Origin of the sequence: Mucilaginibacter mallensis, from assembly GCF_900105165.1 — a bacterium.
Taxonomy (GTDB): domain Bacteria; phylum Bacteroidota; class Bacteroidia; order Sphingobacteriales; family Sphingobacteriaceae; genus Mucilaginibacter; species Mucilaginibacter mallensis.
Window position 1 is genome coordinate 951,320 of sequence record NZ_LT629740.1, and the last position, 19,179, is coordinate 970,498.

At 42.4% G+C, this 19,179-nt stretch carries 17 protein-coding genes; 2 read left to right on the forward strand and 15 right to left on the reverse strand.

Going from position 1 to position 19,179, the window contains the following annotated elements; all coding sequences use genetic code 11:
• Positions 1-6: 6 nt before the first annotated feature.
• From BLU33_RS03875 to BLU33_RS03895, 5 genes are all read right to left on the reverse strand, one after another.
• The gene (locus BLU33_RS03875) at positions 7-1,512 is read right to left on the reverse strand and encodes a rhamnogalacturonidase (protein ID WP_091369533.1); all 1,506 of its coding nucleotides are present in this window, start codon (positions 1,510-1,512) and stop codon (positions 7-9) included.
• A gap of 57 nt (positions 1,513-1,569) precedes the next feature.
• Complete coding sequence (locus BLU33_RS03880; protein WP_091369535.1) at positions 1,570-2,781, reverse strand: AGE family epimerase/isomerase; 1,212 nt, start codon at positions 2,779-2,781, stop codon at positions 1,570-1,572.
• A gap of 12 nt (positions 2,782-2,793) precedes the next feature.
• Entirely contained in the window at positions 2,794-3,981 is a 1,188-nt protein-coding gene (locus BLU33_RS03885; RefSeq protein ID WP_091369538.1) for a glycoside hydrolase family 130 protein, read from the reverse strand.
• Between the two features lie 8 nt (positions 3,982-3,989).
• Positions 3,990-5,822 (reverse strand): sodium:solute symporter family protein, encoded by a 1,833-nt coding sequence (locus BLU33_RS03890; RefSeq protein WP_091369540.1) that lies wholly within the window; start codon positions 5,820-5,822, stop codon positions 3,990-3,992.
• 188 nt (positions 5,823-6,010) lie between these two features.
• A complete protein-coding gene (locus BLU33_RS03895) occupies positions 6,011-6,886 on the reverse strand; it encodes an AraC family transcriptional regulator (RefSeq protein WP_091369542.1) in 876 nt (291 codons plus the stop codon).
• 327 nt (positions 6,887-7,213) lie between these two features.
• On the opposite strand from BLU33_RS03895, the gene BLU33_RS03900 reads away from it, so the two are divergent.
• Together BLU33_RS03900 and BLU33_RS03905 are read left to right on the forward strand one after the other, a co-directional pair.
• Positions 7,214-8,212 carry a lipid A deacylase LpxR family protein gene (locus BLU33_RS03900; protein ID WP_091369544.1) on the forward strand — a complete coding sequence of 333 codons (999 nt, stop codon included), beginning with the start codon at positions 7,214-7,216 and terminating at the stop codon, positions 8,210-8,212.
• A 40-nt stretch (positions 8,213-8,252) separates the two neighbouring features.
• Positions 8,253-9,734: a tetratricopeptide repeat protein gene (locus BLU33_RS03905; RefSeq protein WP_091369545.1), complete on the forward strand. Its 1,482-nt coding sequence runs from the start codon at positions 8,253-8,255 to the stop codon at positions 9,732-9,734.
• Between the two features lie 99 nt (positions 9,735-9,833).
• Here BLU33_RS03905 and BLU33_RS03910 read toward each other — a convergent pair whose 3' ends face one another.
• The 10 genes from BLU33_RS03910 to BLU33_RS03955 all read right to left on the reverse strand — a co-directional run bounded on the left by BLU33_RS03910 (position 9,834) and on the right by BLU33_RS03955 (position 19,126).
• The gene (locus BLU33_RS03910; protein ID WP_091369547.1) at positions 9,834-10,496 is read right to left on the reverse strand and encodes a 1-acyl-sn-glycerol-3-phosphate acyltransferase; all 663 of its coding nucleotides are present in this window, start codon (positions 10,494-10,496) and stop codon (positions 9,834-9,836) included.
• On the reverse strand, positions 10,493-11,314 hold the full coding sequence (locus BLU33_RS03915) for an alpha/beta fold hydrolase (RefSeq protein ID WP_091369549.1): 822 nt from the start codon (positions 11,312-11,314) through the stop codon (positions 10,493-10,495). Before BLU33_RS03915 ends, BLU33_RS03910 begins: the two co-directional genes overlap by 4 nt.
• 12 nt (positions 11,315-11,326) lie before the next feature.
• Positions 11,327-11,725, reverse strand: a complete 399-nt coding sequence (locus BLU33_RS03920; protein ID WP_091369550.1) for a holo-ACP synthase — start codon at positions 11,723-11,725, stop codon at positions 11,327-11,329.
• On the reverse strand, positions 11,715-12,527 hold the full coding sequence (locus BLU33_RS03925) for an enoyl-ACP reductase FabI (protein WP_091369552.1): 813 nt from the start codon (positions 12,525-12,527) through the stop codon (positions 11,715-11,717). The genes BLU33_RS03920 and BLU33_RS03925 overlap by 11 nt, the downstream gene beginning before the upstream one ends.
• A gap of 222 nt (positions 12,528-12,749) precedes the next feature.
• Positions 12,750-14,093, reverse strand: a complete 1,344-nt coding sequence (locus BLU33_RS03930; RefSeq protein WP_232009389.1) for a beta-ketoacyl-[acyl-carrier-protein] synthase family protein — start codon at positions 14,091-14,093, stop codon at positions 12,750-12,752.
• Positions 14,094-14,095: 2 nt separating this feature from the next.
• On the reverse strand, positions 14,096-14,359 hold the full coding sequence (locus BLU33_RS03935) for an acyl carrier protein (protein WP_091369556.1): 264 nt from the start codon (positions 14,357-14,359) through the stop codon (positions 14,096-14,098).
• Positions 14,360-14,926, reverse strand: coding sequence for a hypothetical protein (locus BLU33_RS03940; protein ID WP_091369558.1), 567 nt, complete (start codon positions 14,924-14,926; stop codon positions 14,360-14,362).
• A gap of 5 nt (positions 14,927-14,931) precedes the next feature.
• On the reverse strand, positions 14,932-15,654 hold the full coding sequence (locus BLU33_RS03945) for an SDR family NAD(P)-dependent oxidoreductase (protein ID WP_091369560.1): 723 nt from the start codon (positions 15,652-15,654) through the stop codon (positions 14,932-14,934).
• Between the two features lie 428 nt (positions 15,655-16,082).
• The gene (locus tag BLU33_RS03950; RefSeq protein ID WP_091369561.1) at positions 16,083-18,482 is read right to left on the reverse strand and encodes a glycoside hydrolase family 3 N-terminal domain-containing protein; all 2,400 of its coding nucleotides are present in this window, start codon (positions 18,480-18,482) and stop codon (positions 16,083-16,085) included.
• A 125-nt stretch (positions 18,483-18,607) separates the two neighbouring features.
• Positions 18,608-19,126, reverse strand: coding sequence for a nuclear transport factor 2 family protein (locus tag BLU33_RS03955; RefSeq protein ID WP_091369563.1), 519 nt, complete (start codon positions 19,124-19,126; stop codon positions 18,608-18,610).
• Between the last annotated feature and the right edge of the window lie 53 nt (positions 19,127-19,179).

Genomic DNA, 19,179 nt, shown 5'->3' on the forward strand with positions numbered 1-19,179 from the left:
AAACGTTTATGGGTTGAGTTTGCCGTCGGGCAGATTTAGCGATTGGAAAAGGGTTATACCTGATGAATTAGTTTGTACAATTGGCGATGCGCCGGTACTGTTAGGCGCTTTTACAAAAAGCAGACCAGCTGAATTTACATCATCAAAACTTATAGCAGGACGAGCATCATTGTTGATGACATGTAGTTCGATATCTTCCAGTTTTAAGCCATCTACATGGCGGGCATAAATACCATAAGCCGGGAGTATGCCAAATGAGCCGGGTTCAGGGTAGCCTTTTTCCAGTTCAGGGACTTCACGCTTTGCCTGTTCGGCAGTGCCGTTGCCTTTGAAATAGAATTTGGCGTTTTTAATTTCGATATCCTTTATGTTATGATCTTTTATGCCGCTGATCAATATAGTATGTCGCACATTATAGGCCACAATATTGCTGATGATTACCCGGCGCAATTCGCCAATTTTAGCGGTATCTGGCCCGCGCATGCGTGATGCGAGGCGTAAAAATATGGGCGCATTGGCAATATCGCGCATGGTGATATTGGTGATGGTTACATCTTCCAATAAACCGCCGTCAACAGTTTCGAGCGCGAGGCCGCGACAATAATTGAACGTACAGTTTGATATGGTAATATTCTTAAACCCACCGTTTGATTCTGTTCCTAACTTAATTCGTCCGGTAGGCTCGAAGTTGGGATCAGGATTCCGCTGGTAAGTTCCATCTAAAAACGAACCCTCATTAAAGCCGCTTACTATGCAATTGGTAATGGTTACGTTTTCGGTAGCACGGGCAAAGCCTAAAGCGAAAGTGCTTTTCAGGCAAATGCCATCATCATTAGGGGAGTTAACGCTGCAATTGCTTACATGTACGTTGCGGCAGCAGTCGATATCCATACCATCGCGGTTGGTATCTTCCTTAATGTTATTGATGGTAAGGTTATCAACCCCGGTAGCCAGAATGCCGAACCAGCCGCCATGGGCAATCGTAATATCACTGATATTAACGTTGCGGCACTTATAAAGCGCGATGGCTTTATTGGCGCTCTGTTTACTTTTCACATAATCGTGGTACAGGTCCTTACCCCATATGGTGCCCTGACCAAGTATCGAAACATCATGCAGGTTTTCGCCCCAAATCAGACTGTTGTGGAAGTGACTATGACCTGAATCCTGGTAAATTGTATTTATAGTATTTTCTTCATCATCATAATCATTTGCTTCAGTTACCGGGGCAGCTATGATGGTAGCGCCCTGATCGATATACAAAGAAACATTGCTTTTAAGCCGGATGGATCCCGACAGGTAATTGCCCGCGGGTATAAAAACTGTTCCGCCACCGGCATTCGCTGCTGCATCAATGGCTTTGTTTATGGCTTTGCTGTCGAGGTTCTTACCATCGCCAATAGCGCCGTATTGTTTAACATTATATGAACCGTTGTTTTGCGCCTTCGCAAATTGCAGGGATAGCATCAGGATAAATGCTGCCAGTTTGATACTATAAATTTTTTTTCTCATTTCATTAGTAATTGATCTTTTGAAATTAATAATTTATAATGTTGTTTTAACATTTATTCATCCGCTTATCCTGCTAATAATTTCAATACAAGCCCTGCTATTGTGATAAGGGCATTTCCATAAACCAACTTTATCTTCGTCGGGCATAAGCTCGCCTTTATCGTTTATACCCCAAACCCATTCGCCATTTTTTGTGTCGAGGATATGCCCCTTTACAAATTCCCAGTTCTTTTTGGATAGATGTAAATGGTTATCGTCGCCGGTTATTTGCCAGGTATTGTAAAAACCTATCATCGCCTCGGCTTGCGGCCACCAGTGTTTTTCTTTGATGAGGTGATTGCTTGCAGGTTCATATTCGTACCAAAGGCCGCCATCGGTATCTAAACCTTTAATAGTAGCCTCGGTTATGCCGATGTTCAGCTGTTTTATTTTATCGATCAGGGGCTGATCATTAATTACTATAGCAGCTTCCTGTAAAAGCCACGTAGCTTCGATATCATGCCCGTAGGATACCGTGGTTGATTTTCTGTTCCAGTTCTCGTCAAAAAACAAAACTAAATGGTTTGTTTCGCTGTCGATGATATGATCGGTAAAATTATTGATGAGCGTAATAATTTGCACTTTTAAACCATCATCGGGCCAAATGCGGTATAGGTTGGTGTAGGCTTCCATCACATGCAGATGCGTGTTCATGGTCTTTTTCTCGTTGGCATCCTTAGCACTCAGGCGCAGATCGCTGATTGGTTGCCAGTCGTGGGTAAAGGCTTCAAAGTAACCTGTTTTAACAGTATCGTAGCTGTGTTTAAGCAAGGTATGGTAAAACAAAACGGACAGTGTTTTCGCTTCCTTATTGCCCGATGCTATATAGTATTCGCTTAATGCATAAATGGTAAAGGCGATGGCGTAAACCTGTTTTTTAGTATCCAGCGGATTGCCTTTATAGTCAACCGTCCAGTAAACGCCACCATGCTCTTTATCTATAAAATGATTGGTGATATATTGATAAGCCCTTTCAGCATATTTAAGATAATCTTTGTTTTGATCTAGGTTATAAGCAGCGGAGAACGACCATAAAATTCGCGCGTTTAGTACCGAGCCTTTAGGTGAACCTTCAACTACATGCTCCTCGCTATCAATACGGCCAACAAAGCCGCCATTCTTTTCATCGATGGTGTATTTTATCCAATAATCAAGTATCCGGCTTAGTTCATGGCTAAGTTCAGTTTTATATATTTCAAGTTCATCAACTATCGACTGCACCTGTGCCATTATCGTTTACAGCTATTTATCGTTTTTTTGAAAATGTGCATTATTGGTGATGATATCGCAAACCGTATTTACCGACATAGCCGAGCGAAAACCATCAGCAGGTGTATTCATTGCATAATCAAGCAATCTGGATACGGTAGAGGTAGCCACGTGCATACGACTATCTGACGATGCGTAATAAATATAAACCGTTCCATCGTCATCCTTTACCCAGCCATTGCAAAATATCACGTTAGATACGTCGCCTACGCGTTCATCACCTTCGGGTGCTATAAAGTAGCCGCCCGGTTTGTGGATCACCTTTGTCAGGTCGTTCAAATCGGTCATGAAAACATACAGCACATACCTTAAACCAGCGGCAGTGTTACGCACGCCATGCGCCATGTGCAACCAGCCCAGTTCGGTTTTAATCGGCGCTGGTCCCTGGCCATTTTTGGCTTCGTAAACGGTGTGGTATACTTTATTGTCGATGATCTCCTCGTGGTTAACTACGGCGTTTGTAATATCATCGCATAAGCTAAAGCCAATGCCGCCGCCTTTACCGGCATTGATAAAGCTATCCTGCGGACGGGTGTAAAACGCATATTGGCCGTTCACAAATTCGGAATGTAAAACTACATTTCTTTGCTGTGCCGATGGTGTTTTAAGATCAGGCAAACGTTCCCATTTAATAAAATCCTTGGTGCGGGCAATGCCGCATGCTGCTACAGCCATGCTCTGGTCATAAGCGGGTGCAGAGGGGTCGCGCCTTTCAGTACAAAACAGGCCATAGATCCACCCATCCTCATGTTCAGTGAGGCGCACATCATATACATTGGTATCCGGTTCATCTGTTTCGGGTAAATAAACGGGGTTCTCCCAAAATACAAAATTATCAATGCCATTAGGGCTCTCCGCTATGGCGAAGAATGATTTACGGTCGACCCCTTCAACGCGGGCCATCAGCAGGTATTTACCTTTCCATTTAATTGCCCCGGCGTTAAATACCGCGTTAATGCCAAAGCGCTCCATCAGGTACGGGTTTGTGCTGGGGTTCAGGTCATATCTCCAGAAAACCGGTGTATGGGCCGCTGTTAATATAGGGTTTATATACCTGTCATAAACACCATTACTAAGCTCCGCTTTTTTATTGGGCTTACTAATTTGCTCATGATAGGCATTTTCCAGTTCTAATAGCCGTTCTTCAAATTCTTTTGTCATTGTTGTAATTAATAGTCGTTTAGTTTATTCCACCAGGTTTTCTTTAATATGATTATGATGACCGCTAAAATAACCACTGTTACCAGCAGCGGCACTTTTTGCATCAGTATAAGGTACATGGGTAATATGGTGAGGCATAGCTGGGCTATGGTGCCTATTACCACGTTGAACATATTCAGTTTGAAGTTTTTATTCGGCACAAATGCGGGATCATCCGCCATAACCAGTTTTTTTACGGGTTCCCAGGCACCCCATGGGCGCACTGTGGTGTAAAATGAGCGCAATACAGCCATATCAGTTGGCGGCGCAGCATAGGTGCCGATAACAGAACCTGCAATTGAGGTTACAAACAGCACCGGGAACCAATACAGCACATCGCTTACATCAATTTTCCAGGCGAGCAACATGGCTGTGCCGATACCTGTAAGCATCCCCCAAAAAAAGCCGCTGGCATTAAAGCGCCACCAATGCCATTTTAAAACGTTTGAAACAATGTAGCCGCTGTATAATGCTGATATGATAAATTGCAGCGCCTGGTTTATGTTTTTTATAAAGAACCCAAGGAAAACACCTATCGCAACAACCACAATACCAACCAAATAATTCATGTTGATGATCTTTTTTGTGGAGGCTTTTGGGTCGACATATTTTACATAGATGTCATTTACAATATAGGCCTGCGCCGCGTTAAGTGTACCGCTAAAGGTGCTCATGAACGCGCCCAGCAAACCGGCAAGCAGTAAACCTACCAGGCCAACAGGCAGAAAATCATTGATGACCGCCGGAAGGATCCTTTCAAAATCGACAGCGCCTGTGGCATCTTTCAGGTTCATTTGATGATAGTACAGTAAACCCAATAGCGTTAAACTGATGATGAGCGCGTACCTGATAGGCAAAAGGATGATATTTACAAAGCCGCTCATTTTGCTGGCTTCCTCGGGCGAGCGGGTCGACAGGATCTTCTGCATATCATAATTTGGCGCAGGACCGGCTAAGGCGGCAAAAAATCCCCTGAAGGTCATCATCATAAAAAATATACCGAACAGGGAGTAGCCGTCGTCCTTTATTTTCTGATTCACCTCTTTAATAACATGCGACCAATCCAGGTTCAAGTGCATGCCGAAAAACGGACTATACCAGCCATCGGGTACATTAAGGGTATGGCCACTTAGCTTCATTACTGCGATAATGGCTATCCATATGCAGGCAGCCGTCATGATCATGTACTTTATCACATCGCCCAGCACAACGCCGTGCATGCCACCCAATATGGAATAAAACATAGCGAACAGCGTGAAAATTATACCATAAAACTCAGGTACATATTGCAGGGGAACATTAAAGGGTACGTAAGCTTTAACTGAATCCCAGGGGGCAAATATTTCAATGAATTTACCGAGGCCTATAAAGCCGTAGGCCAGGTAGCCAAAGCACAAAAACAAGGCGAACACAATAACTATAATGTGTGAGCTGCCAACGCCTTTGCCGCTGGTGCCAAACCTGGTTTTTAACCACTCCGCACCTGTTGAGGCATTTGAACGGCGGAGCCAGCGGGCCAGGTACATCATTAGGAAAACCTGGTTAAAAACGGGCCACAGCCAGGGGATCCAAATGCTTTTCATACCGTAGGCAAAGCACAGGCTCACCATCCACATGGTGCCGCTGATGTCGAACATGTCAGAGGCATCGCTCAAACCCAGCAAATACCATGGCAGTGATTTGCCGCCAAGCATATAGCTTTCCTTATTTAGCCGGGCTTTTTTACGGTACCATAAACCAATCACAATGGTTGTAAGTAAATACAACGCTATTATTGATATATCTATAACAGATAAATGCATGCTTATTAAATCAATATTGTGTATGAAATGCTACGGCTTACAGCCCATTTGCAGGCACATGAAACTTATCATGATTGGCTGTAGCGAAATTAATGATGGTTAATTACAGTTTACTAATACTTTTTTAACCATTTGAAGTACATTACTAATAAAAACCGGTTTTACATGGCGCGAAATATTGCCTGGATCTATATAAATACCCTGTTGCCGGTATAGGTTTCCCTGAAATCTTTTGGGATACAAAACTTCTTACGCTTAAAGATCCTGTTGAAATTAGATATGTTATTGAAGCCGCATTTGTAAGCGATCTCGGAGATGGTATTGGTAGTGTCGATCAGCATACGTGAGGCATGGCCGAGGCGGATCTCATTCAGGCTGTCGATAAAAGTTTTTCCCGTGCGTTTCTTAATGAAGCGGCTAAAAGATGCCTCGGGCATATTGGCTATTTTAGCTACTTCGGCAAGGGTAATCTGTATGTTGTAGTGTGAGTTCATGTACTCAAATACTTTCTCAATCCGCCGGCTGTTATAATGGAACTGCTCGTTTGAAAAGCTTGAATCTGAGAGGGTTTTCATGTTGCGCGATATAGAAAGGTCGTGCAATACAGATAGGAGCTCAAGTACAGAATCAAAGCCGCTTTTTTTGTTCAGGGATTGTATGCGGTCCTTTAAAGCGCTAACTGTTTCCTGCGAGAAAAGGATGCCGCGTTGCGAGCGCTCTATCATGTTTTTAACAAAGCTGAGTTGATTTCTGCGTAAAAACTTCTCATCAAACAGGTCTTTATGAAATTGTATGGTTATTTCAGTAATAGACTCGCTTTCGCATTGATGGGTGAACCAGGCATGATAAACATTAGGCCCCACAAGCACCAGTTCCAGATCATCAATAACCTCAATGTGCCCGCCAACTACCCTTTTTGCCCCTTTGGCATTCAGGATAAGGTTAAGCTCATATTCGTCATGGTAATGGAGGGGGAAGTCGAACTTTTTCTTTACTCTTGAAAAAATTGTGAAACAATCGCCGGGAGTTAATGGCGTTATTTCGCGCATCACATTACTTGTCATATTAATAAATATTAGGTTTACTTATTTAGGTTAAGCTTGTGATACAAATTTAACATTATATTGGTCAAAATATAATAAATCAATATTTCAGCCTGTTATTTAGTAAAAACTTAGGCATCAATATTTAACAAGGAGTTATTTGTTTGCGGGTATTTATCCTTTCAATATTTATTAAATCCCTGAAAAAATAATTGACATGAATTAAACAATATGGTTAAAATGGATGTTTAGATATCAAAATTTAAAATTTAACGATACTTTTATCGGTTAGAAGTTATGTGCGAAAGATGTTCGCTATAATTTTACGATCAAATAGACATTTTGCAAATGAGGAATTTTTTACTTTTTATATTTTTTACTTCAATAATTATCTTCACCAGTTCTAAAATAGCTAACGCCCAGAACTACAAAAATCAGTTTACATTATTTACTGATAATGATATGTACATCGATCCAAACCACGACAGGTATTATTCGGATGCTACATATTTTAATTTTACACATGCCGTAAGCATGAATGAAATTTCAAATCCCAACATTGTCAAGAAGACCATTGAGTTTGAGTTTGGGCAAAAAATTTATACAGGTTTATCGGGGCACATATATGCTCCATATCATATAGACCGGCCTTTTACGGGTTATTTATTTGGTAACGTAGCCTGGAATTGGTTATATAAGGATGAGGATGCACTGAAATTTACTGCTGAAGTAGGTACAATTGGCCCGGCGGCATTAGGCGAGGAGGTGCAAAGCGGCTTTCATAATCTTTTTGGTTTATATAAAGTGGTAGTAAACAATTCTTATTATCATAAATATGGCGGTTGGAGCCATCAGCTTAATACGGAGCCTGGATTGAATTTAAGGCTGGATTATAAACACCTGTTATACAGAAATGACGGAAGCTGGTTTGATATTGCAGCAAATCCTGATGTATGGCTGGGGTCAACATTTACGGGTGCAAGCGCAGGTCTACAATTTAGGGTAGGTGATTTAAATCAGTTCTTCCAATCTGTTATTACAAACACACGGGTTAGCAATAACAGCAATGAGCAAATGAAGCATGAATTTTACTTTTTTACGCTTCCGCAGGTAAACTATGTTGTTTATGACGCTACCATTGAGGGAGGGCTTTTCAGAAGTGATAAGGGCCCTATTACTTTTGGCATATATCATTGGGTTTATCAGCAGCAATTCGGTTTGCAGTTTGCATCGGCCAGGTGGTCGGCAAGTGCTATTGCCTTTATAAAATCTAGAGAAGTTAAGAGTACTGCCCTGGGCGATCAATGGGGGTCAATAGGTATTTCATATCGTTTTGGCAAGATTTAACGTTTACATTTGATGCAGTCCTTTACCTTGCCCATGATTAATGAAGTTTAAAAGTATTTTATTTGTTATTGTTTTTGTAGGCTGCAGGTTAACTGCCAGCGCAAATTATAATTTCGATGCGCGCTGTATGGATGCCTATAAAGCCGTATTTGATTTCAGGCTGAATGATGCCCGGGCTATCATCCAACAGGAAAAACAGCAATATCCGCAAAATGGTATAACTATATTATTGGATAATTATGTTGATTACATCAGCCTGATCACCTCGGATAATAAAAATGAATACGATCTGCTAAAGGATAAAAAATCAGACAGGATTGATGCGCTGAAAGGGAACGAGGAGAACTCACCCTATTACCTATACGCACAAGCCGAAGTTTATTTACAATGGGGGCTGATAAAGGCCAAGTTTGGTGATTATACATCCTCGGCATCCGATTTTAAAAAGGCCCGTAATCTGCTAAACGATAACACGGAAAAATACCCCGATTTTTTACCCGCTCAAAAAGATCTTGCGCTGATAAATGTTGTTTTTGGTGCCATGCCATCAAACTTAAAAACCTTTGCCAAATTTTTAGGCATGGGTGGCAATGTGCAGGCGGGTGTTGCACAACTGGAAAAATTGCGCACGCAAATATCCGCTACAAAATATAGCTATTATAAGGATGAGGTTATCTTTTACCTGTGCTATATGGATATTGATGTTTTGCATAACAAAAACAATTATAACAGGCTGATGGGCTATATAGCCGGTATGGATAATAAGGACCTGCTCCGTACTTACCTGCAAGGTTATGTGGCAGCCAAAACCGGGCATAATGAGGAAGCTATTGCTAATTTGCAGGATGTGCCACACTCAGCCAAATACACGCCTTTACCAACGCTTGATTACTTGTTGGGCTGTGCCAAATTATGCCGTATGGATAGCGACGCCTATGTGTATCTGCTTAAATATATTGACGAGTACAAAGGCGTAAATTATATTAAGGACTCGTACCTTAAAGTGGCTTACTGTTACTTTTTCAGGAACGATGAGGCCAAGTACAACTACTATCTGAAACTGGCCCGTACAAAAGGTTATACCACCGATGAAAAGGACAAACAGGCGCTAAAGGAAGCAAATGATAATCGCCCGGATTATGATTTACTGAAAGCCAGGTTTTATTGCGATGGCGGTTATTACGATAAGGCACTTGCCCAGTTAAAAGGCAAACAGGAGGGTGAACTTAAATTGCTGCGCGATAAAATTGAACTGAACTACAGGCTGGGCCGTATCTACGAAAAGATGAATAAGTTTAACGATGCCATAGCCTGGTATCAGAAAGCGATAAATATCGGGAAAACAAGTACCTACTATTATGCTGCCAACGCTGCCCTGAGCATCGGCGGTATTTATGAATACATAAAAGATGATTACATGGCAGCCAATTACTACAAACAGGCGCTGGATATGCGAAATCATGAATACCAAAGCAGTATTGATACCCAGGCAAAAGATGGCCTGGAAAGGATGCACCGCTAGTCTTAAGTCTTAAGTCATAAGTCTACAGTCTGAAGTCGAAAGTTAAAAGAACAGAATCCGGCTTGGGACTTTAGACTCAAGACTCAGAACTCAAAACTATCACTTATATGTTATCCCTTCATCGGTGTAGCGGATATTGCTTTCAATGCATTTGATATGGTGTTTGTTTACTTTCTGCTTTAACTCATCAAAATTAAAATCATGATTTGTGCCGCAATCCAGCATGGTAGCATGCAGGGTAGGGCGCAAACTTTCAAAGTATTCTACAACGTTGCTGCACCATATCAGCTGGCAATCGCCTTTTATGCGGGTAACAATTTCATATAAGCCCTCATCAAATTTAATGTTTCTTACATGCATACTTTCCAGTTTTCCTTGTGGGTAAAATAGCAGTAGGTTGCCGGGTTGGGATAATATTTCGGCGGCATAATCAAAGCTTTCCTGTATGGAGCGTTTGCCCGGCTCAACTGAAAAGCTGCCGATATACTGCAACCATTTATTTTTTAACATCTGTTTTTTTAACGACATGGCATAAATACGTTTCACACCACCCGGTTTGTTAAAGTATTTATAGCACATATAAAATGCCCAAAAACCATCCCAAAAACTAAAATGATTACACATTAATATGTAAGAGTGGTTGGGTTTTAAGTCTACCGTTTTTACGATCAGTTTATTTGATCGGCGTTTAAAAACAAGGCCTATGATAAAACCGAAACATTTGATGAAGAAAGGAGATAATGGTTTTGATTTGATGATCATAGCAATAAACCAGATAACGCGGAAACAAAGTTTTTGTTGATAAGCTCATGGTGCTCATCTAAAATTACAATTTCGGCCTGTTTAAATTTAGCGAAAAAAGCCTTGCCTATTGATGGCGGGTACATTTTATCGCGTTTGCCAAATATAAATATGCTGCGAATGTTATATTCAGTAAGTGTTTTTATTAATTGTGCTTCATCGGTTTCAAACAGGCGCAGGTAAATAAAAGAGGCATACAGGTTAAAACGTAACTCGGGCGTATCGATCTCCTTATATAAAATATTACGTCCCACATCATCAATAAACCCGAGCCATTTGCAGAGGTTAAGCATGTTGATGAGTGCCTTTTCGCTCAATACTAATTTCTCCAGCAGTTTATTGCCGAGCTTGTATTTGCTGAAAAACTCTATCAGCTTACCGGGATATATGGACGATGGCGCGGCAACAATGTACTCATCAACCCGGCTACCCAGTTCCTCTACCACAGCGGTTACATAGTGTGTACCCATTGAATATCCGATTACCGAAAAGCGATCAATATGCTCATAAGCACAAAATTCCTCAATAAGCGCGGCAAATTGTTTTTTGGTGATGCGGGCCTTTACCGCTTCAAGGCTTTGATCGGTTAGCTTGGTTTCCTTGTGAAAGAAAAGATCGAAACCGAAAAAAGTGTATTTGCTGCCAAGCGCTGGCTCCAGCAATAAGAACTGTTTGCCATGCATGCCATAACCGTGAAAACATAGCATAGACTGCGGCCCATTACCAAATTTGTAATAATGGAGCTTAACTAATGCGTTTTCAAAGTAATGTGATGTCAAAACTATTGCGGGTTAACTGATCTCGATAAAAGCAATCGCCCAAATATAATCGCCATCGTGCGATATAGATAAACTTATTTTAAACCTGCCGGGATGCTGGTGTAAAGTTACGTTCGGTTGGCCGCCGGGTTTATCGCGGGTTATTTCTATTTTTTTCCAGCCGAGCGCTTTAGGATCGAGCTGTTTTACGGCTTTATAAACAGCCTCTTTAGCTGCCCATGTTGATGCGTAGCGTAATGCGGATTCACTAAACTGATCGCAATAAGCGATCTCAGTAGGGGTGTAAGCTTTGTTTTTGAAGGGTTCGGTTAGCGAGAGCAGGAAAGTTGGCAGGTGAACAAGGTCATTGCCGACAGCGAATTTTTTATCAGCAGCTATATCATTAACCGATTTGAATATTTTATTCTCCATCTACTGCCACGCCCATAATATTAAAACCACCATCAACATAATGAATATTGCCGGTCACTTTTTTCGATAGATCGGAGAAATAATATAAAGCGGTATCGCCAACATCGCCGGCATCAATATTACCCAGCGGAGCGGTGAATTTGCCCATTTTGCGTAAGGTACGCGCGCCACTGATCACCCCTGCAGAGGTGGTCATAACCAAACCTGCCGAAATAGCATTTACCCTGATCTTCTTCCCCCTGAAATAACTGGCCAGGTACAGTACAATATTTTCCAGCGCCGCTTTATTTATGGCCATGCCCGCATATTGCGGAAATACCCTTTGTGAAGCGTTATAAGTAAGTGTTAATATAGACGCGTTTGGCGCAAGCAGCGGCTCGGCAACACGTGCTACCCTGAGCAGAGAGTAAGCGCTGATGTTAAAGGAATCCATAAAATCCTCAAAAGGGATATTGATATAAGTTGATGGCTCTTCCTTACTGCCCGGCAGTGTATAGCACATCACCTGCTGGTTACCAAAGGCAACACCATGCAATATATAATCAATTGGGCCCAGGCCATCATGAACTGTTTGCAGAAAAGCTGTTATTTGTGCTTCATTCCTTACATCAACTTCCATGGCAAAACGGGTATCCATGCCCAGTTTTTTCATCAGGTACATTACTTCATCTTTGGTATCGGCAACATAGCTCAATGTTATTTTACAACCTGATTGATGTAGTTTTAAAGCCACATTATAAGCTATGGAACTATCGTTCCTAACTCCAAATATTACCGCGACTTTATTTGTATTGTTGATCATGTTATAAGTTGTTCTTTCCTCGCAACGACAAGGAGGAAATATTATTATTTGCGCTCGTCTGTGACGAGTGCTTAATATGTTTTGGCGATTGCATCGCCAGTCGCGTTACAAACGCTAACCCAGTTTAAGCACTCGTCACAGACGAGCGCAATTGTTAATGTAATCCAGACTTACTAAGTTTTAAACTGCTTTGTTCCTCCTCGCAATGACAAGGAGGACTGTTTATATATCTCTCGAAATAGCCATGGCGCTGTTAGTGCCGCCAAAGCCATAGTTTAAACACACTATTTGGTTTATTTCTTTTGATAGCGTTTGCTGGGGTATTAAATGCCTGTAAGCAGTTGCCGGTTTGGTTGAACCTTTCCAGCCTTCTGCTTTTTGAAAGTTTTCCAGTTCAGGGTTCAATGTATCCGAGTTTAAGCAAGGTAATACCTGTTGGTTCTCCAACATCATGATAGCGGTGATTAGCTCTACAGAACCTGCGCCACCCAGCATATGCCCAAATTGTGATTTTGGTGCCGAAACATGGTAGCCATCTTCGCCAAGTGTGTCTACAACGCTGATTAATTCAAGAATATCACCTACAGGTGTTGCCGTACCATGTACTTTAACTACATCTGGTTTAATGTGTGCATTTGCCGATAATCCTTTCCAAAGCCTTAGTTGCCCATCATATGATGGGTAGAACATATTGCCGTCACCATCTGAATTGTTGAAATATTCATCAATTACCGCGTATATTTTTGCGCCGCGTGCCTTTGCCATTTCGTATTCTTCCAATGCCACAATACCGGCACCGAAAGAGCTTACAAAACCATTTCTGCGGATATCAAAAGGGCGTGAGCTTTCAGCCGGGGCAAAGCCCTTGCTCAAAACCTGCATGGCATCAAAACCAATAAAAGTTTCGATAGATGTTCCCTCAACACCACCTGCAATGGCGCGGTCCTGTAAGCCAAAGCGTATTAAACGATAAGCATAACCAATATTACCCAGGCCGGTAGCACAGGCAGATATAATGGATTCGCAAACACCTTTGTTTTTTATAAGGCATGATATATTGGCGGCTTCGCGGTAGGCCATTGCCCTATCGACAGTATGTGAGCCCGCTATACGCGATTTTTTGCCCAATTCAAAAAAGGCATGCCAGGCATTGCGCGCTATTACGTTGCCGCCGCCACCTGAGCCAACTACCACACCAGTTTGTTCTGATTCAGTTTCAGCTTTTGTCCAGCCGGCTTGTTTTATAGATTCCTGCGCACCGAGCATGGCCCAGATGCAACCCAGATCGGAAGTAGCCAGGTTAATGGCAGGTATGCGATCGAGCTTATCAACATAAGTTTCAGGAAAACCGTTAACCGGGCTGGCATAAATAGGCTCAAGGCCCATTTCTTCCTCTTCGATAAAACCCGATACGGTTGATCGGATCTGTTTATTGTAAGCAACCGCCTGCGGCCATTCCCTGATCAGGCTTTTGCCCGAAAAGAGTTTATCACGAAACACGTTAATATCGGCGCAATCGGGGAAAGCGCCCCCCATACCAACAATTGCTACCTTTCTGTTAGACATAATTATGCTTCTCTTTCTTTTGCCCTGATGATCAGGTCAACAATGTCTTTTACTTTTGAACCCAAATTATCTATATCATCATCTTCAAACTCAACATCAAATTTTTGCTCAACCTTTGCCGCAATGTTTATCAGTTCGGTTGATGGGGTATTCATGTCAGTTAAGAAATCTGTCTCCTCGGTAACGTTATTTAGTTTTTCCGGGTCGATGGTTCTAACGGTTCTTAAAACTTCTATCAGCCCGTCAATTATTTCCTGTCTTTCCATTTATGATTGTGATTGCGTGTTAAATTTTTCTTTTTTTAATCCTCTTCCCGTTATCTCAAATAATTCGGCTACTAAAACAAAATCGTTGCTCAGGTCATAAGCTTTTAATCGCTCTATGGTAAAATCCTTAAAGTAAGCATCAAGATCCAATCCTTGTGGTACCTTATAAATTCGCCCTTCGCAAACCATTTGCCTGAATTTATAGAACGTGATAAAACCAATGTTAATAAAAGTTTGACCCTTTTCCAAATAGTAACGGAAATTGACATTGCCAATACTAATGAATGCAGGAACAAATAATTCGGCCATTTCCTGCTGTGAAATGCCCATCTTTTTACATTCCAGAAAGCCTCCCATTGAAACAACAGTTGCCTGCGCGAACGACTCAATCTGGTCAACCCCTCTGAAAATATCAAAATGGTCTTCCACATCATAAGCGGTGGGGGTATAGCTGGCTACAATGGCCTCCTTTGGTAAATGCCAGTGGTAGCTATCCACGTATCGTTTTTTTGGCCCATATAATAATAGCCAGTGTGCGGGGTCAGCTCCTACAAGTGTATCTGCCATATTCGTTAAATTAAGCCCCCATTAATATGTATGTTGGTGCCGTTTATGTATGATGCCTTATCTGATACCAGGAACGCTATTGTTTCGGCAATATCATTCACACTGCCGAAGCGTTTGGCTGGTATCATTCCTAAATATTTTTCTTTTATTGCTGCAGGTATGGCATCTGTCATCTCTGTTTCTATAAAACCCGGGGATACACTTAGTACTCTTATTTGGTGCTCCTGGCTTAATTCGGCTGCTTCCTGGGCCAATGATCTTGATAATGCCACTAAACCCGCCTTTGTTGCCGCGTAAACCGATTGAAAGGCATGCCCGCTTTCGCCAACTACCGAGCTGATGTTGATGATAACTCCCTGCTGTGTCAAACTGAAAATTTTCATAACCGTTTTACAGATCATGATAGGGGCCTTGAGGTTGATGTTCAGCATGGCCTCTATTTCACGGTCAGGCTGATAGTTTAGCGGTTTATCAAAGGTGACACCAGCGTTATTGATCACACCGTAAAGTGAATCGCCGTGCTCCTTTTTCAGGCGCTTGCAAAAATCGGCAAGTTGCGTGGGATCGTTAAAATCGGCACAAAGTATGGTACTATTGGGGATCTCAGTAGTGAAACTTTCTGGCTTTGAGGCATGAAGGATCAGGTCGTAATCGTCACTAAGCTTTTGCGATATTGCCAAACCTAAGCCCCTGCTTGCACCGGTAATCAATATCTTTTTCTTTGTCATTTTTGGCTGATGCAGGGTTTATTCTTATGCAGACAAAAATAATATTATTTATGATATTGCTGATATGCGTTTATGCGCATTGGTTTAAGCGCGGACGCTTGAACGGGCTGGGGGCTTCAAAGCGCGTCATTGCGAGGAACGAAGCAATCCCCGATTAGCAGAGTCGCTCCCCTATTTAGCGCAAGTCTTGTGCGGCTGTTTGTGTGAGGATGACTTGTGATATAAATTTAAAAAACACAAGTCAGCCATTTCTCTACCCCCAACACACAAGACTTGCGCTAAAAGTGGTAGGAGCTTTAAAACGCGTCATTGCGCGGAACGAAGCAATCCCCGATTAGCAGAGCTGCTCTGTATAGTTTGGGATTGCTTCGTACCTCACAGCAATGACGCTTGATAATACCTTTCGGCTTTAGCCTTTCACCTTTCAGCTACTTTTCCACCACAAATTCCTTCTTCAACTTCAAATCCTGTGATGATTCACCTATCATTACCTGGAACTTGCCGGGTTCAACGGTCCAGTTCATGTTTTTATCCAGGATGGCCAGGTCATCGGGGTGCAGGGTGAAGTGTACTGTTTTCTTTTCGCCAGGATTTAGGGGTACACGTTCAAAGCCGCGCAGGTCGTACTCATAAGTGGTTACGCTGCTGAGTTCCTGTTTCAGGTATAACTCCACCACATCATCGCCTTTGCGCTGGCCGGTGTTGGTTACATCAACGGTTACTTGTACATCGGCTTGCGAATGCCCGCTTTCGGGAGATACCTGTAGATTGCTGTATTCAAAAGTAGTATAACTTAACCCGTAACCAAACGGATACAATGCGCCATTCACACTGGTATTTCCCCAACTGTTTTCGCCCCGTTGTGATGCCTGTGAGCCAGGTTTGAATGGGAAGTTAAATTCTATCTGCCCAACGGTTTTTGGGAAAGTGATGGATAGCTTACCGCCCGGGTTATTATCGCCAAATAAAGTTTCGGCTATTACCTTACCACTCTCAGCGCTGGGGAACCATGCTTCTAATATAGCGGGCACATATTTGTTTTCCCAGTTTACGGTCAGTGGTTGCCCGTTTATCATCACCATTACCACCGGTTTGCCTGTTGCCTGTAAAGCCTGTATTAGCTTCAATTGCCTGCCGGGAAGATTTAAACCTGTGCGTGAAAGGCTCTCGCCAACGCGGTCAACATCCTCGCCTACGGCGGCTATAATTACATCAGCATTTTTGGCTTGCTCAACAGCAGCGTTTATGTCTGCCTGCTCTTTGTCGGTCAATGGTGTTTCAATGATCTCGCTTTCGGGCCAGGTGGCATCAACAATATCGCAGCCTTTGGTGTAGGTTACTGTGGCGCTTGTGCCTACGTAGTCTTTAATACCATCCAATACACTGGTTACGTGATTGTGCGATGGTCCGTAACGGCTGATAGCATAATTGGTTTCGGCAGCAAGCGGACCGGTTACCAGTATATTCTTTATTTTGCTTTTATCAAGCGGTAATAAGTTGTTTGCATTCTTTAGCAATACCATGCTCTCGCGGTTCATTTGAGTTGCCATTTCTTCGGCTGCCGCAGTGTGCACAATTTTATCGGCAGCTTTCGGGTCCTTTACATAAGGATCATCAAATAAACCGAGTTTAAATTTCACCCTTAATACATCTGCAACGCGGGAATCGAGGGTTTTCATAGATACTTTGCCTTCTTTAACCAGTTCGCGCAGTGGAAAAATATAGGTTTGCGGCATGGTGAAGTTGGTGCGCACATTCAATCCGGCTTCAATAGCCTGGCGAACGGCTTCTTTAATATCACCTGCTACATGGTGCTTACTGTATAAAAATTCTACGGCTTCACTATCAGATACCACATAACCATCGAATCCAAATTTTTGTCTTAATAGCTCAGTCAGGAAATAATAACTGCCGGTTATAGGTTCGCCGTTCCAATCGTTATAACTGCTCATTACGCCCATGGCGTGTGCTTCCTGTATCACTCTTCTGAACGGATAAAGGTAGATCTGATACATTTCCCTTGGCGCTACATGTGGATCGGTACGATCGGCGCCATCACGGCCGCCTTTGGGTACGCTGTATACTGCAAAATGTTTTAGGGTTGATGCCACACCTTCTTCCTGTACACCTAAACACATTTGCTTGCCCATTTCGGCAATATGGTATGGGTCCTCGCCATAGCATTCAACTACACGGCCCCAGCGCTGGTCGCGGGCAGGGTCGAGTATTGGGGTGTATACGTTGGTATAGCCTAATGCCTTTGCTTCGCGACCTACGGTTTGGCCCGCCTGTCTTACCAATTCCTTATCAAAAGTACTACCTATACCTATTGGTGCGGGCAGGGGAGTAGCGCGATCGTGGTTTAAACCGTGGATACCCTCGTTGGTGAAATCAACCGGTATACCCATGCGGGTTTGCTCCACAAACCATTTTTGTATGGTGTTGATAGCCGCCGCATGTTTACTATAAGGGAAGCTGTATTGTGTTGGCGCATCATCCGTATGCGAGGTAAGGTTATTCAGCTCTTCATCAATATTGGCTATGCCATCTTTCCAAACCTCATTTTTCCAGGAGTCGGCAGGCATTTCCTCTTTTAGTACCCTTTTATAACCATATAAGGTAGCCAGCTGGCAGGTTTTTTCCTCAACGGTCATCTGGCTCAGCAGGTCGGCAATGCGCTTGTCAATGGGTTGTGATGGGTCTTCAAAAACATCCATTTTACCATTTTTATTAAAATCAACCCATCCTTTATGGTAGATGGACTTTTGCGCCATAGATGCCGGTATAAATGCGGCCTGTAGTACTACGGCCAGCAGTAATTTTCTCATAGGTTATATTCAGGTAATAAGTACAGTGAGCCAAAGTTAAAATATACAGGCATATTTATAACATCGGTATATCAAACAAATTTGTTACAATGCTGATCCGGATAAAAATGCACGGCTTGTAGTGCTTATTTAGAGGGAGGTTTTATCGACCAGTGCGCATTCCTCAGCTTCCAGCCTTTTGGGGTTTTAATGGCTACGCCTGTGAAGTAACCATCAAAAGGCGTGGTTTGACCCCACGCAAAAGTAATATCCTCATGAAAATCGCTGCCAATAGCGGCAATGTTCTGTGACAATACATCAATCCGGGTATGGCTCCATTGCAGGTTTATTTTGTTGATGCTTTTAACCAGGGTATCCTGTATAAATGCTTTTGCCGATTGATAATTATGCAATGCCAACTGACCCTCATTCGCCATAAAAAAATTGGGGTTATCCTGGAAATAATTAAGCCATGCAACCGGGCCTTTGGTAGAGAGGTCATGAGTTATATTAACGGTGAGGGCAGTTATGCTGTCTTTTACAGCCACGCTATCAATACCAACATCATTTGTTTCCTGATGCTGGTTTTTGCAAGATGTACATAAACAAGCCGCCAATAAAAAAGGCGCCAAACATTTAATGGCTGAAATGTTATACTTCTTCATTATTAATAATGTTTACACTAATGTATGTAAAATCATTAATAATGAAGAAGTTA